Source organism: Streptococcus sp. SP1 (genome assembly GCF_030440005.1).
Classification (GTDB): Bacteria; Bacillota; Bacilli; order Lactobacillales; family Streptococcaceae; genus Streptococcus; species Streptococcus parasanguinis.
The window spans coordinates 65938-81633 of record NZ_JAQFJJ010000008.1 but is presented as its reverse complement, the minus strand read 5'-3'; the positions used below and the strand labels follow the sequence as shown (position 1 = coordinate 81633).

14 protein-coding genes are annotated in these 15696 nt (G+C 36.2%); 10 read left to right on the top strand and 4 right to left on the bottom strand.

Features of this window, described 5'->3' with window-relative positions:
- Positions 1-38: 38 nt before the first annotated feature.
- Positions 39-2606 carry a YfhO family protein gene (locus PCY07_RS05750; RefSeq protein WP_301355514.1) on the bottom strand — a complete coding sequence of 856 codons (2568 nt, stop codon included), beginning with the start codon at positions 2604-2606 and terminating at the stop codon, positions 39-41.
- 52 nt (positions 2607-2658) lie between these two features.
- Positions 2659-4281 carry an ATP-binding cassette domain-containing protein gene (locus PCY07_RS05745; RefSeq protein ID WP_013904364.1) on the bottom strand — a complete coding sequence of 541 codons (1623 nt, stop codon included), beginning with the start codon at positions 4279-4281 and terminating at the stop codon, positions 2659-2661.
- A 205-nt stretch (positions 4282-4486) separates the two neighbouring features.
- Between PCY07_RS05745 and trpS the strand changes: the two genes are divergently transcribed.
- Both trpS and guaB read left to right on the top strand, forming a co-directional pair.
- Positions 4487-5515: a tryptophan--tRNA ligase gene (trpS, locus tag PCY07_RS05740; protein ID WP_195227664.1), complete on the top strand. Its 1029-nt coding sequence runs from the start codon at positions 4487-4489 to the stop codon at positions 5513-5515.
- Between the two features lie 143 nt (positions 5516-5658).
- Positions 5659-7140, top strand: a complete 1482-nt coding sequence (guaB, locus tag PCY07_RS05735; protein ID WP_003009220.1) for an IMP dehydrogenase — start codon at positions 5659-5661, stop codon at positions 7138-7140.
- A 45-nt stretch (positions 7141-7185) separates the two neighbouring features.
- Here the strand turns inward: guaB and recF are convergent, their stop codons facing one another.
- Both recF and yaaA read right to left on the bottom strand, forming a co-directional pair.
- Positions 7186-8280, bottom strand: coding sequence for a DNA replication/repair protein RecF (gene recF, locus PCY07_RS05730; protein ID WP_013904362.1), 1095 nt, complete (start codon positions 8278-8280; stop codon positions 7186-7188).
- Positions 8280-8642 carry a S4 domain-containing protein YaaA gene (gene yaaA, locus PCY07_RS05725; RefSeq protein ID WP_003018408.1) on the bottom strand — a complete coding sequence of 121 codons (363 nt, stop codon included), beginning with the start codon at positions 8640-8642 and terminating at the stop codon, positions 8280-8282. The genes recF and yaaA overlap by 1 nt, the downstream gene beginning before the upstream one ends.
- Before the next feature lie 155 nt (positions 8643-8797).
- Between yaaA and PCY07_RS05720 the strand changes: the two genes are divergently transcribed.
- The 8 genes from PCY07_RS05720 to PCY07_RS05685 all read left to right on the top strand — a co-directional run bounded on the left by PCY07_RS05720 (position 8798) and on the right by PCY07_RS05685 (position 15583).
- Complete coding sequence (locus PCY07_RS05720; protein WP_156671781.1) at positions 8798-10045, top strand: pitrilysin family protein; 1248 nt, start codon at positions 8798-8800, stop codon at positions 10043-10045.
- Positions 10046-10053: 8 nt separating this feature from the next.
- A complete protein-coding gene (locus tag PCY07_RS05715; RefSeq protein WP_003018391.1) occupies positions 10054-11328 on the top strand; it encodes a pitrilysin family protein in 1275 nt (424 codons plus the stop codon).
- A gap of 26 nt (positions 11329-11354) precedes the next feature.
- The gene (locus PCY07_RS05710) at positions 11355-11762 is read left to right on the top strand and encodes a helix-turn-helix domain-containing protein (protein WP_013904360.1); all 408 of its coding nucleotides are present in this window, start codon (positions 11355-11357) and stop codon (positions 11760-11762) included.
- A gap of 31 nt (positions 11763-11793) precedes the next feature.
- Positions 11794-12333, top strand: a complete 540-nt coding sequence (gene pgsA / locus PCY07_RS05705; protein WP_003009208.1) for a CDP-diacylglycerol--glycerol-3-phosphate 3-phosphatidyltransferase — start codon at positions 11794-11796, stop codon at positions 12331-12333.
- Positions 12334-13158, top strand: coding sequence for an energy-coupling factor ABC transporter ATP-binding protein (locus PCY07_RS05700; RefSeq protein ID WP_070587638.1), 825 nt, complete (start codon positions 12334-12336; stop codon positions 13156-13158).
- Positions 13143-13985, top strand: coding sequence for an energy-coupling factor transporter ATPase (locus PCY07_RS05695; RefSeq protein ID WP_049489115.1), 843 nt, complete (start codon positions 13143-13145; stop codon positions 13983-13985). Before PCY07_RS05700 ends, PCY07_RS05695 begins: the two co-directional genes overlap by 16 nt.
- Positions 13978-14775, top strand: a complete 798-nt coding sequence (locus PCY07_RS05690) for an energy-coupling factor transporter transmembrane protein EcfT (protein ID WP_049489116.1) — start codon at positions 13978-13980, stop codon at positions 14773-14775. The genes PCY07_RS05695 and PCY07_RS05690 overlap by 8 nt, the downstream gene beginning before the upstream one ends.
- Positions 14776-14932: 157 nt before the next feature.
- Positions 14933-15583, top strand: coding sequence for a LysM peptidoglycan-binding domain-containing protein (locus PCY07_RS05685; RefSeq protein ID WP_049499136.1), 651 nt, complete (start codon positions 14933-14935; stop codon positions 15581-15583).
- Positions 15584-15696: the final 113 nt, after the last annotated feature.

The following is a 15696-nucleotide window of genomic DNA, read 5'->3' as shown; positions in this document are numbered from 1 at the left end:
CTAGCCTTTTATTTATAAGTGAACGATGGTTAGATTCCTTAGCTTTTTCGTCTTTTTATTTGTCTCCATTCGTAGAGGAAAAAGAGAATGATTCCAACGAAAAAGGCAATGAGTCCTTCAATGAATCCTTGGGGAACAAATGTTAAGGTGACTGTTCCGGATCCTTTTGAAACACGAACTCCCATCAATCCTTTCTGGATGCGATGAATTTGGATAGGCTTTCCATTTTGTTTAGCTGACCAGCCTTTATCATAAGGAAGTGTAAAAATAAGGGTAGTATCTCTATCTGCGTTATAGGCTGCTACTACTTTATTTTTATTTTTGTGAATGGCAACTTCTTGTTGATGAATGGTGGTGATAGCCTGTGTATATTGGTCAAGATCCAGAGCAAAAAATTCTGGTGTATCAAAGGAGACTGTCGAATTTTCTGGAAAACTCATACGAATAGTAGCTGTTTCCCCTGTGTCAAAATGGCCAATCGAAAAGAATGGAAAGGCGTTATCAATAGTATAGCGTTGGTTCTGTCCATTGTAGCTGATTTCAATCTCTTTCCGATCATCATTTGAAAATTGTAAATTTGGAACATTGACATATAGTTGGCTATGGGCAGGAACCATTACTTCATATTGAATACTTGCGTAGGATAGATGACTATCTTCTTCAATTTTTGCAGTTTGCAACGAAGATGTAGTATTTTGTGAAGTATGCGACAGAATATTTAATTTCTTATAAAATTTATATTTTTCATCCGTGATTTGATGGATGAATCGTGTTTGATTATCCAGTGTTAAATTTGCAAAGGAAGCATTTTTATAAGTTTTTGCTGACAAAAAGGCGATTGGTAAGGCATATTCGTTCTCTGAAAGTGAGACTCCATTTTTGGTTGCAATCTCTTTAAATCCAAATTTTTGAACAGGTTGTTGGCTCAAATTATAGCGAACACCAAATAGACTATCCATTAAAATAGAATTATTTTGGTACCTAAGATTGAGATTGGTTCCTTCAGATTTAAATCCAAGTTTGTCCAATGTCGAGCTCGCATCCGTATTTCGTACAGATGAAAATTGAGAAATTCCATTATAACCATACTTCATACTATCATTGCCCGTTTGTGGCTGTAGAATCTCAGTCCGATAATTTGAGTCTGTCTTCCTTCTTACTAAGGATTGGATGGCTTTTAAGTCGCGTTCGTAGGATGACCGAGAAGCAAAGACCCATTCATTCGCAATTCCTTCCATTTGATAATAACTATTCACCGATAATTCAAAGATGGAGAAAAAAAGGATCGAAAGATAGAAAAGTCTAGGCGGTATTTTTTTTAGGATAAATCCTAAACAGACCAAATAGAAAGCAATTAAAAATTCAAAAGTAACAATGAAATTGACTGCATCTAAAAATTTATAGTGATTGCTGTAAAGGACAGTTGCTCCAAATCCTAGAATGAGGAGGAAATTAGCAAAACTAAAACGAATCCAAGTGATCTCCTCTATTCGATTTAGTACTTCTCCTGCCATTAGAATAATCGTCAAAGAAAAGATCCAAGAGTATCGATGAAGAAACATATTTGGCGCGTGCATACCTTGCCAAAGGAGATCTAATAATTGAAAACGAAAACTCAAAATAAGAATGGTCAAGAGTATAATGTAAGAAAGTTTCACGTGAAACTTGATCGACTTTACAAAGAAAAAGGTGATCGCTAATAGAAGTGGAAATAATCCCACGTAGATCATTGGAATTGATCCATATTTAGTAGTGTCAAAACTTCCAATGAAATTTTTTGCAAATACATCAAGATACCAACTTTTTTCTGTAAAGATACTGTCAACCTTTGAAAAACTTTCTCCATGAGTGCGTAAATCTAAGAAGGTAGGATATAACATCACAAGACTTGTTATAACTGATAAAAGAGATACAATCACAAAATGAAAGAACCGTTTTCCAATTTTTTTGATGTTCCATGACAGTTGTGTCAAGTACCATAAAATGAGAAAAATAGACATCATAAATCCAAAATAATAATTTTGGATAAACAAGCTGGTTAAGCTGATAAAGTAGAGAACCTCTCCCTCATTGTAAATTAGTTTTTTGAATCCATAAAGAATTAATGGTGCCAAGATAAAAACGTCTAGCCAAGTTTTGATTTCAATTTGACTGATGGCAAAGCTCATAAGAGCAAATGAGGTTGAAAGAGTAAGAACCAGGCATCTAGGGATTTTAGAAAAGATTCCATGTAGACTAATATAAGCGCTTAGCCCAATTGCTCCAAATTTAAGAAGAGTGATGAGGTAAACAGCATCCGGCATGGATTGTACATTAAAGAAGTATACAAGAGGAGAAAAGAAACTTCCTAGATAATAGCTACTGAGTGCATAGAAATTAATACCTAGTCCACTTTGAAAACTGTAAAATAGGCTATCTGTCCCATGTAAAATATTTCGAAGTGTAGTATCAAAAATGACATACTGATGATAACCATCTCCTAACAATGGGGATGTATCACTGTTCCAGTAGATTCCTTGTGAAAGGTAAATAAAGAACATTATGATAGCTGGAATCAGGAAAGAAGATACTATAAAAAGGGATGTTTTTAGCTTTGTTTTATTCATATATTTCTACTGAAAGAGCCTGAAATCATTATTCCAGGGCTCTTTATTTTTATTATTGACTCCAAAGTTCTTTCACTTTTGCTTGAACTTCTTCATTTTCAAGAAACTCATCATAGGTTTCATCAATGCGATCGATTACGCCGTTTTTTGAAAGAACGATAATATGGTTGGCGAGTGTTTGAATGAATTCGTGGTCATGGCTGGCAAAGATAATCGATTCTTTAAAATTCTTCAATCCATCATTCAAACTTGAAATAGACTCCAAATCCAAGTGATTGGTTGGATCATCCAGTACAAGAACATTTGACTTGAGGAGCATCAATTTAGACAACATGACACGAACTTTTTCTCCCCCTGACAAGACGTTGACAGACTTGTTAACTTCGTCACCCGAAAAGAGCATACGTCCTAAGAAACCACGAAGGAAAGTATTGTCATCTTCTTCTTTACTTGCAAATTGACGAAGCCAATCAAGAATACTTTCACCACCTGCAAAATCCCGGCTGTTGTCTTTTGGTAGATAAGATCGACTAGTTGTAACTCCCCACTTGACAGTTCCTTCATATTCAATATCATCCATCAATGCACGGATCAAAGCGGTTGTTTGAATATCGTTCTGTCCGATAAGGGCGGTTTTGTCACCAGGACGTAAGATAAAGCTGATATTGTCAAGGATGGTTTCTCCATCAATCTTGACAGAAAGATTTTCAACTGTCAAGAGATCGTTACCAATTTCACGTTCTGCTTTAAAGTTGATAAATGGGTACTTCCGACTAGATGGAACAATTTCTTCAAGTTCAATCTTGTCAAGCATTTTTTTACGCGAAGTTGCTTGTTTTGATTTTGAAGCGTTGGCTGAGAAACGTGCGACAAACTCTTGTAATTGTTTAATTTTTTCTTCAGCTTTTGCATTTCTATCTGCTTGTAATTTTGCTGCAAGTTCAGAAGATTCTTTCCAGAAATCATAGTTTCCGACGTAAAGTTTGATTTTTCCAAAGTCGAGATCCGCCATATGAGTGCAGACTTTATTCAAAAAGTGGCGGTCATGGGATACAACTATAACTGTATTTTCAAAATCAATCAGAAAATCTTCTAACCAGGTAATGGATTGGATATCCAATCCATTGGTCGGCTCGTCCAAAAGAAGAACATCTGGTTTACCAAAAAGTGCCTTAGCTAGGAGAACTTTCACTTTATCCCCATTGGCTAACTCGCTCATAGTTTGATAATGAAGGTCTTCTGAAATATTTAGATGTTGAAGCAATTGAGATGCTTCACTTTCTGCTTCCCATCCACCGAGTTCGGCAAATTCACCTTCAAGTTCAGCTGCACGGACACCATCTTCATCAGAGAAATCTTCTTTCATGTAGATAGCATCTTTCTCTTTCATAATGTTGTAGAGCTTTTCATTTCCCATAATCACAACATCAATGACCCGTTCGTCTTCGTAGTCAAAGTGATTTTGACGCAAAACGGACAAACGTTCATCAGGGCCAAGAGAAATATGACCAGTTGTTGGTTCAATATCTCCAGCTAAAATTTTTAAAAAGGTTGACTTTCCAGCACCATTGGCACCGATAAGACCGTATGTATTTCCTTCTGTAAAGTTGATATTGACATCGTCAAACAATTTTCGATCACTAAAACGTAGTGAGACGTCTGATACTGTAAGCAATGATTTTCTCCTCTTTCTATAATGTCTTAATTTTACTAGAAAATAGGGGAAAATTCAACTTTTTTAGTGTCAATTTATTTTTACAACCCTGTAAATTAAGTTGACAAAGTAGTAAACTTTTAATTCATTACAAACATAGAGGATAGACTAACATTTTGAACCAGAAAGTGCTATAATGATAGGGATAACGATTAAGGAGAAGAATATGACAAAACCCATCATTTTGACAGGAGATAGACCAACAGGAAAACTCCACATTGGCCACTATGTTGGTTCTTTAAAAAATCGGGTCTTGCTACAGAATAAAGACGAATATAATATGTTTGTTTTTTTGGCAGACCAGCAAGCTTTGACGGATCATGCAAAAGATCCAAAAACGATTGTGGAGTCTATTGGAAATGTCGCTTTGGACTATCTTGCAGCTGGACTAGATCCTGAAAAAGTAACGATTTTCATTCAAAGTCAGATTCCTGAATTGGCAGAATTGACCATGTACTACATGAATCTTGTATCTTTGGCACGACTTGAAAGAAACCCAACTGTAAAAACCGAGATTTCTCAAAAAGGTTTTGGTGAGAGTATACCTACAGGATTTTTGGTATACCCTATTTCGCAAGCAGCCGATATTACGGCATTTAAAGCGAATTATGTTCCGGTAGGAAATGACCAAAAGCCAATGATTGAACAAACTCGTGAGATTGTTCGTTCCTTTAACCATGCTTACAATACAGATACTTTGGTGGAGCCAGAAGGGATTTATCCTGAAAATGAAGCAGCAGGGCGCTTACCTGGTTTAGATGGAAATGCTAAAATGTCTAAATCGTTGAATAATGGCATTTACCTAGCTGATGATGCAGATACTTTAAAGAAAAAAGTGATGAGTATGTATACTGATCCTGATCATATTAAAGTAGAGGATCCAGGAAAAATTGAAGGTAATATGGTCTTTCATTACCTGGATGTATTTGGCCGTCCAGAAGATGTAGCTGAAATTGCAGAAATGAAAGAACATTATCAATGTGGTGGACTTGGTGATGTAAAGACCAAACGATATCTTTTAGAAATTTTAGATCGTGAATTAAGACCGATTCGTGAAAGACGTCTTGAGTTTGCAAAGGATATGGGCGAAGTCTACTCTATTCTTGAAAAAGGAAGTGAGCGCGCTCGAAATGTAGCAGCTCAAACACTGGATGAAGTAAAATCTGCGATGGGAATTACCTATTTTAAAAAATAAAACGACTTCATTAATAGCGAACATTTCTTTACTGCTCATTGATAATTTACCAATAAATGATTGACAAATTGCCATAGAATGGTATGATATTAACAATAAAAATTCGAGCCTTGCTCAAATAAAAAGAAAAGAGGATCCAGCTAATGTCTAATTGGGACACAAAGTTTTTAAAAAAAGGGTTTACATTCGATGACGTGCTTTTGATTCCAGCAGAAAGTCACGTATTGCCTAATGATGCAGATTTAAGTACACAATTAGCAAGTAATTTACGCTTGAATATCCCAATCATTACTGCTGCTATGGATACGGTGACTGAAAGTCAAATGGCAATTGCTATGGCACGTGCTGGTGGACTTGGTGTTATCCATAAAAACATGTCAATTGAGCAACAGGCAGATGAAGTACGCAAAGTAAAACGCTCTGAAAATGGGGTTATCATTGATCCGTTCTATTTGACTCCGTCTCATACAATTGCAGAAGCAGATGAGTTGATGGGACGATACCGAATCAGTGGTGTTCCTGTTGTTGAAACACTTGAAAATCGTAAATTAGTTGGTATCCTTACAAACCGGGATTTGCGTTTTATTTCTGATTACAATCAACCTATTTCAAATCATATGACAAGTGAAAATTTGGTGACTGCACCGGTTGGAACTGATTTGGAAACAGCTGAACGCATTCTACAAGAGCACCGTATTGAAAAATTACCATTGGTAGATGAAAATGGTCGTCTTTCTGGCTTGATTACAATCAAAGATATTGAAAAAGTTATCGAGTTCCCAAATGCGGCTAAGGATGAATTTGGTCGTTTGCTTGTGGCTGGTGCCGTAGGGGTTACTTCAGATACTTTTGAACGTGCAGAAGCTCTTTTTGAAGCTGGTGCAGACGCAATTGTCATTGATACTGCTCATGGACATTCTGCGGGTGTTCTTCGTAAGATTGCAGAAATTCGTGCTCACTTCCCAGATCGTACCTTGATTGCAGGAAATATTGCAACTGCTGAAGGTGCTCGTGCATTATTTGATGCAGGGGTAGATGTAGTTAAGGTCGGAATTGGTCCAGGATCAATCTGTACAACTCGTGTTGTTGCAGGGGTTGGTGTTCCTCAAGTGACTGCCATTTATGATGCAGCCGCTGTAGCTCGTGAATATGGAAAAACGATCATTGCTGATGGTGGTATCAAGTATTCAGGAGATATTGTCAAAGCACTCGCAGCTGGTGGAAATGCGGTTATGCTTGGCTCAATGCTTGCAGGTACAGATGAAGCACCAGGTGAAACAGAAATCTTCCAAGGTCGTAAATTTAAAACATACCGTGGTATGGGATCTATTGCAGCAATGAAGAAAGGTTCTAGCGACCGTTACTTCCAAGGATCTGTCAATGAAGCCAATAAATTGGTCCCTGAAGGAATTGAAGGACGCGTTGCTTATAAAGGATCTGTAGCAGATATGGTCTTCCAAATGATCGGTGGTATTCGTTCAGGTATGGGTTATGTTGGTGCAGCAACTATTCAAGATTTACATGATCATGCACAATTTGTCGAAATGAGTGGTGCCGGATTGAAAGAAAGCCATCCTCATGATGTGCAAATTACAAACGAGGCGCCTAACTACTCAGCACAATAAATTTACACATTTGTAAACAAAAATAACAGCATCTTGACGGTATTGTCAAGATGCTGTTTTGATATGACCGGCTTGAATAGTAAAAATTTTCAACTCCTCAGGCAGTTCTTTTAAATGATCAAGAGTTGTCGTTGTAATAAATGTTTGAATATTATTAGAGATAGTTTCAAGTAGTTGAAGTTGACGATAATTGTCAAGTTCGCTCATGACATCGTCAAGTAATAAAATAGGCTTTTCTCTTGTGATTTCTTCCATCAATTCGATTTCTGCTAATTTTAGAGAGAGAACAACACTTCGATGTTGGCCTTGACTACCAAAGGTAGCATTCATATTATTGATAAAAAATGCCAAATCATCCCTGTGGGGTCCAATGCTTGTTGTTTTTCTAAAAATATCCTTCTGACGGTTTTTTTCCAACATAGAGAGAAACTGCTCTTCTATATCATTTCCATCTTCAGAAAAAACAGTTGACTGATATTGAATCGATAGGTCTTCTTTGTTGTCAGAAAGTCGAGTGTGTTTTTCTTTTGCTTTAGCTTCTAATTTTTTAATAAACTCAAGCCGATGATAGATGACGCGACTTCCAAAACTAGCTAGTTGTGAATCTAAGACTTCCAAAAATGTAGCATCAATTTTTTCCGAATTTTTTAGGTAACTATTTCTTTGTTTCAGTACATGGTTGTATTGAGATAAGTCGGATAAATAGAGAGGTTTCATCTGACCTAATTCAATGTCAATAAATTTTCGACGTCCTGCAGGTGATCCTTTGATCAGTTGCAAATCTTCGGGTGCGAAAAGGACAACATTCATATGGCCAATATAGTTCGATAATTTGGCTTGTTTCAAATGATTTACCTTAGTTATCCGACCTTTTGGTGTCAAGGAGATTTCCAATGGAAGAGGACCAGTTTCTCTTTGTAATTGACCAGAAACTTTAAAATCTGTGGATTCAAAATAGATGAGATCTCTATCATTTCGTGTTCGATGACTTCTGGTTAAAGCTAGAAAATAAATTGATTCGAGAATATTGGTCTTTCCTTGAGCATTTTGACCTAGGAAAATATTTAATCCAGGATGAAACTCGACTTCAAGTTCTTGATAATTACGAAAATGTTGAATGGATAACTGTTTTAACCACATTAGGAGATACCAGGAAAGCGAATTGCTTTTTCTTTTTTGTTAGTCTTTGTCGGTTGTTTCTTTTGTTGTTGATTGAGTTGCTTGACAAGTTCAGCAACACGTTCCTTTTCTTCCTTCTCTTTAAGATGCTCTTCTATTTCCTCTTGAGAAGGTTCAAGAATGGTGATAGTCATGCTCAGTTCAGGAATGTTAATTTGATCGTTGACACGAAGTTTACGGCCTCTCCGTTGTTCTAATTCACCATTAACAAAGACTTCTTTTTCTTGAAGAAAGGCTTTGATTGCACCACCACTCTGTATAATACCGAGTTCTTTTAAGATTGCTTGCAATGTAATAAAGTCATCAAATAATTTGTAATTCATAGTTCACCTCTTTGCGTGTTATTATACCATATTTTTAGTTTATCTAGGGTAGAGAATGTTGAGTGATTTGAGAAGCTTTTTCACAGTTTGAATTAGGATTTTAGTGTGATTTCGTGTTATAATGAAAGTTACTATTGAGTAGAACGAGGATGAAAATGGAATTAGTAAAGGGCGTGAATCTTCACTTTCTTCAATCAAAAAAATTTAAAACCAATAAAATTAAGGTCCGTTTTTCATCGCCATTAGATGAAAATACCGTGGCTGCGCGTGTTTTGGCAGCTTGTATGATGGAAACTGCAAATCAAAAATATCCAACTTCACAATTATTCCGTGAAAAATTAGCGAGTCTATACGGGGTAGAATTGTCAACCTCAGTCTCTAAGAGGGGGCGTGTTCATTATGTTGATTTGAATATTTCCTTTGTGCGCGATGATTTTTTAAGCAAGAAAAATGTTCTTACTGATGAGGTTTTGGACATTATAGAAACCATCTTCTTTTTACCTTTGGTAGTAGAAGATCACTTTGACAGTGATACCTTTGACGTTGAAAAGAAAAATACAATTTCCGATTTGGAGTCGGAAATTGAAGAGCCTTATTATTATGCACATGGGCAATTGAATCAACTATTTTTTGAAGACGAAACAATCGGGATGTCAAGATTGGGGAAAGTTGATTTAGTGAGACAAGAGACAGCTCAAAGTTCTCTTGAACAGTTTCATCAGATGCTCCAATTAGATAACATTGACTTCTTTTTCATAGGCGATTTTAATGAGGTCGCTATTGTGGATCGAGTGAACCAGTTTGAATTCAAGCCACGTGATAACAATTTGTCTGTCAACTATCAACAACCTTTTACAAATGTTGTTAGAGAAAAGTTAGAGCAAAAACAAAATCAACAATCTATTTTAGAATTAGGTTATCATTTTTCTACCCAGTATGGAGAATCTCTCCATATCCCACTAGTTGTATTAAATGGGATGCTGGGAGCTTTCTCGCATTCAAGACTTTTTCAAGTAATTCGTGAGAAAGAAGGTCTTGCTTATACCATCTCTAGCCATTTTGATATTTTTACAGGCTTTATGAGAGTTTTTGCAGGCATTGATAAGGGATCTCGTACCAAAGTAATGACTTTGATTATGAAACAGTTGAATGATTTAAAACGAGGCAAGTTTACAGAGTCAGAGCTTCAATTGACAAAAGAAATGTTGATAAATACGACCTTATTAGCACAGGATAGACAAAATACCCTGATTGAAAGGGAATATCTGAAAACGATGCTTGGAAAGAAGGTTCTTTCTCTAGAAGAGTGGTTAGAATCTATCAATAAGGTTAGTAAAGAAGAAATTATTGAGACGGCAAAAACAATTAATTTACAGTCTGTTTATTTTATAGAAGGAAAGTAGTGTAAAGATTGAAAATTAAAGAAAAATACTATGAATCAGTAGGCGAGCAGGTCTACTTTACACGCTTGTCAAACGGATTGACCATTCATTTAATCCCAAAAGAAGATTATTATGAAACCTATGGAATGATTACAACCAAATTCGGTTCAGTGGACACACGAATTCTAGTGAATGGTGATGAAAGACAATATCCTGCAGGAATTGCTCATTTTCTAGAACACAAAGTATTTGAAGATGAAAAAGGTCAAGATTATCTAACAAAATTTGTTCATTTAGGATCGGAAAGTAATGCCTTTACAAGCTTTACAAAGACAAGTTATCTTTTTTCAACAACTTCAAAAGTCCCTGAAAATATTCAATTGTTATTGGAGATGGTTTCAAAGGCTTCCTTTACAGAAAAATCTGTATCTAAGGAAAGAGAAATCATTCAACAAGAGATTGGAATGTACCAAGATAGTCCAGACTATCGATTATTTTTTGGTGCTTTAGAAAATTTATATCCGGGAACACCGTTAGCAGATGATATTGCTGGGACAAGAGACTCAATTTCTGATATTACAATCGATAATCTCCATGAAAATTTTGATCTATTCTATCATCCCTCTCAAATGCACTTATTAGTGATAGGAAAATTCGATGTTGATCCGATATTACAAGTTTTAAAAGAATATGATCAAATTTCCCAACTTCCTTCGATCAAGATGGAACGTTTTCCTGTAGAAAAAAACGAAGTGAAACTGAATCAATCCTGCAGAATGGATGTGGCGACTCCTAAATTGGCAATTGGAATTCGGGGAAATGATGACATTAAAGAAGAGGAAAAATTTCGCTATAAATTAATGTTAAAATTACTATTTTCGATGATGTTTGGTTGGACTTCGCAACGGTTTCAAAGTTTATATGAAGCAGGGAAGATTGACAACTCATTGACACTCGAAGTCGAGGTTGAAGAATTATTTCATTTTGTTATTTTGACAATGGATACCAAAGAACCAGTCTCCTTATCTCATCAATTTAGGTCAGCTATCAAACAATTTGATAAGGATCCAGATGTGAATCAGGAACATTTGGATACGATTAAAAGCGAAATGTTTGGTGATTTCTTACAAGGTTTAAATTCGCTTGAGTATAGTGCAACTCAGTTTGATTATTTTTCAGACGGTAGCACATCTTATGATCTTCCAAAGATTTTACAAAGTATTAGTTTACAAGATATCATCAAATTAGGTCATAAATTCATTGATCAGGCTGAGATGGTTGACTATATGATTTTTCAAAAGTAGTAAACAATATATCAAGAAGGGAAAAAATGAAGAAGAGAACAATTGGTCAGGTATTAAGACTGTCAAGAGTAAATTTACATTTAAGTTTACAGGACGTGTCAAATAAGACAGCTATTGAAATTCCTTATATAGAAGCGTTGGAAAACGATGAGTTTGATCTACTACCAAGTCCGTTTTATGCCCAGATCTATCTAAAAAAGCTATCATGGGCTTTGGGGTTAGATGAGTCCATTCTATTGACAGCTTTTCGTGAAGGAAAAGAGTTGTTATTTGATGAAGAAATCCTTGTAGATGACGAAGAGCTTCATTCAAGGAAATTAAGACAGAAAGCAAGCTGGTTACCAATCTTGTATTATCTACTAATTAGCTTTGCTATTCTTGGTTTTGTGATTTATATCGTATATTTTTATGGATTTACAGCATCTGTAAAATAGATGGAAAGATAGTTTATTTTTTGGAGGAAGTATGAAAAAAGAAAATATTCCTAATGCATTGACATTAATTCGGGTTGTGATGATTCCTATTTTTATTGCTATTTTAAGTTTAAGTCATTCTTATCTAGGACATATTGTAGCAGCAGTTATTTTTGCAATTGCAAGTATTACAGATTATTTGGATGGCTTTCTTGCACGAAAATGGAATGTGGTTAGTAATTTTGGTAAATTTGCAGATCCAATGGCGGATAAATTATTGGTTATGTCAGCCTTTATCATGATGATTGAATTAAAAATGGTTCCTGCTTGGATTGCAGCCGTTATCATTTGTCGTGAGTTAGCTGTTACTGGTTTGCGTCTTCTACTTGTTGAGACAGGTGGTACAGTTCTTGCTGCAGCCATGCCAGGAAAAATTAAAACCTTTAGCCAAATGTTTGCCATTATCTTTTTGCTTTGCCATTGGACACTTCCAGGGCAAGTGTTGCTTTATATTGCATTGATTTTCACAATTTATTCTGGTTACGACTACTTTAAGGGAAGTAGCTATCTCTTTAAAGACACATTTAAATAAATGAAACAGATGATTGAGCTAAAAAATGTATCCTTTCGATACGATAAAACAGTAGAAGAGTATCAAATTGACACGGTTTCGTTTCACGTGAAACAAGGAGAGTGGCTTTCGATTGTTGGACACAATGGTAGTGGGAAATCTACAGTTGTACGCCTGATTGATGGCCTTTTGGAAGCTGAGTCTGGTGAGATTTACGTTGATGGAAAACAACTGACTCGTGAAACTATATGGGAAATTCGTAGTAAAATTGGGATTGTATTTCAGAACCCTGACAACCAATTTGTTGGTGCGACAGTAGAAGATGATGTTGCCTTTGGTTTAGAAAATCAAGGAATTCCACGGGAAGAAATGTTTCAACGTGTGGAGAAGGCTATTGAGCAAGTCGGTATGCTGGAATTTAAAGATCGCGAACCATCTCGTTTGTCAGGTGGTCAAAAGCAACGGGTGGCCATAGCAGGTATTATCGCCTTGAGACCAACTATTATTATCCTTGATGAAGCAACTAGTATGTTAGATCCAGAAGGCAGAGAGGATCTAATGGCGGTAATGAGAGAACTTCAGAAAAAATTTCAATTAACAATTATCTCCATTACCCATGATTTAACCGAAATTGCCTTAAGTGATCGAACACTCGTCTTTCAAAAAGGAAAATTAGAGTCTTCTATGACGCCGCGGGAATTGTTTTCAAGAAATGACCTTAATGAGATTGGACTAGATAAGCCTTTTAGTAAGCAGGTTCAAGAATCTCTCAGCTCGCATTTTCCGCTAAAACAGGATTATCTAACAGAAAGTGAGTTATTAGACCAACTATGGGAATCTCTTTAAAGAATGTCTATTATACTTATCAAGAGGGAAGTCCTTTTGAAGGGCAGGCGCTTTCTGATATTAGTTTGGAAATAAAAGATGGATCTTATACAGCCATCATCGGGCATACTGGTAGTGGCAAGTCTACTTTGTTGCAATTACTAAATGGTTTACTGCGTCCGACTACAGGAACGATTCAATTTGAAGATTTTGTTTTAGATAATCATTCTGAGCCAAAAGAAATGAAGTACCTGAGAAAAAAAGTCGGTTTGGTTTTTCAATTTCCAGAAAGTCAGCTATTTGCGGAAACTGTTCTAGCTGATGTAGCCTTTGGACCACAAAATTTTGGGGTACCTAAGGACAAAGCGGAGGAAATAGCCAAAGAAAAATTAGCGATCGTTGGTTTAGAAGAGTCTATCTATGATAAAAGTCCATTTGAACTATCTGGTGGACAAATGAGACGGGTTGCGATCGCGGGTATTTTAGCTATTGAACCAGAGATTTTAGTATTGGACGAGCCAACAGCAGGGCTAGATCCTGCTGGAAGAAAGGAATTGATGGCGCTGTTTGAAACATTACATAAAAATGGGATGACCCTAGTTCTGGTAACTCATACGATGGATGATGTAGCAAATTTTGCTGATACCGTATTTGCTTTGGAAGCGGGAAAACTTGTCCTAAACGGATCCCCAAGGGAAGTGTTTCAACAGGTTGAGTATTTACAAAAGCTTCAATTAGGAGTCCCACAAATTACGAATTTTGCTCTTCAATTGAAACGAAGAGGACTTCCTCTGGACAGACTACCAATCAAAATTGAGGAACTAAAGGAGCTGTTACTTCATGAATAATATGATTTTAGGAAGGTATATTCCTGGAAACTCCATTATCCACCAACTAGATCCTCGTGGGAAGTTGCTCTCAATGTTTTTATTCATATTTCTTCTGTTTTGGGCAAATAATATCCAGACAAATGTTCTTCTCTTTGGTTTTATTTTTGTTTTAATGTATCTAACGAGGATTTCGGTTAGTTTTTATGTCAAAGGCTTAAAATCAATGATTTTTATCATTGCTTTTACAACTATTTTCCAATTATTTGCGACCTCTCAAGGAACAATTTTGTATCAATGGTGGTTTTTAAAATTAACCGATCAAGGATTGATGCAAGCTGCTATCATATTTTGTAGGTTTATTTTAATCATTTTTTATTCGACGATTTTAACAGTGACGACGACACCATTAAGTTTAGCAGATGCTGTTGAAAAGATCCTCACACCGCTAAAATTGATTAAGGTTCCAGCACATGAAATTGGGTTAATGCTATCTATGAGTTTGCGCTTTGTTCCAACTTTAGTGGATGATACGAATCGAATCATGAATGCTCAAAGGGCGCGTGGTGTAGATTTTGGAGAAGGAAATCTATTAAAAAGGATTCGTTCCTTTATTCCTATCCTCATTCCTCTATTTGCTTCTAGTTTTAAACGTGCAGATGCACTTGCGATTGCGATGGAAGCGAGAGGCTACAAAGGAGGGGAAGGAAGGACGCGCTATCGGAGTTTACAGTGGAGATTAAAAGATACCTTAGCATTACTAGTTATTCTATGCCTGATGTTATTCGTTTTTTATCTAAAAAATGGATAAAGGGAGCCATTTTGATTCAAAAATAAAGAAAAAGCGCTATATATGGCGCTTTTTACATTAAATTCTCATATTCTTGTAACATTTGTAATATATTTTATAACGAATTGTAACATTTTGTGTGTATTATAGAATTATGTTCGAAAGGAGAATAGGATTCATGAACAGTAAAAAGTTCCAATGGACAGTTACTTCCCTAATTTCAGCAGCATCACTTTTCATTTCTGGTATTGCTACAGTGAATGCTGAAACTTACGAAGTGAAGTCTGGAGATACTCTATCAAAAATTGCACTTGAAAATAACACTTCATTAGAAAATATTATTTCAACTAACAACCTTACCAATGAAGATTTAATTTATGCAGGACAAATTATTGAATTAGGTGAGCGTTCTAAATCAATGGTTGATAAGGTTGCTCCGCAAGAGCAGGCAAAACCTGCTGAAAGTGCACCTACAGCAACTGCAACAGCACAAACTGCTCAAAAACAAACAACTTATGCAGCAAATGCTACAGTGACTTCTGCACAATCAACAAATGGTGGAATTGTTCTATCAAATGGTAATACTGCTGGTGAGCAAGGAGCATATGCAGCTTCTCGCATGGCTGAGATGACAGGTGTACCTGCCTCTACTTGGGAAGCAATCATTGCCCGTGAATCAAATGGTCAGGTGAATGCAGCAAATGCTTCTGGTGCAAGTGGTTTATTCCAAACAATGCCAGGTTGGGGTTCAACTGCAACAGTTGATGATCAAATCCAGGCAGCATATAATGCATACAACTCACAAGGTTTGTCAGCTTGGGGTTATTAAAAAATGATAGTGGGACAGAAATCGGTAATTCGTTAGAATTCGATTTCGTCGTCCCACCTCCGCACAGTTGAGTAGGGCTGTAAAAGCTGATGAAATCAGCGTAGTAGAGCCCA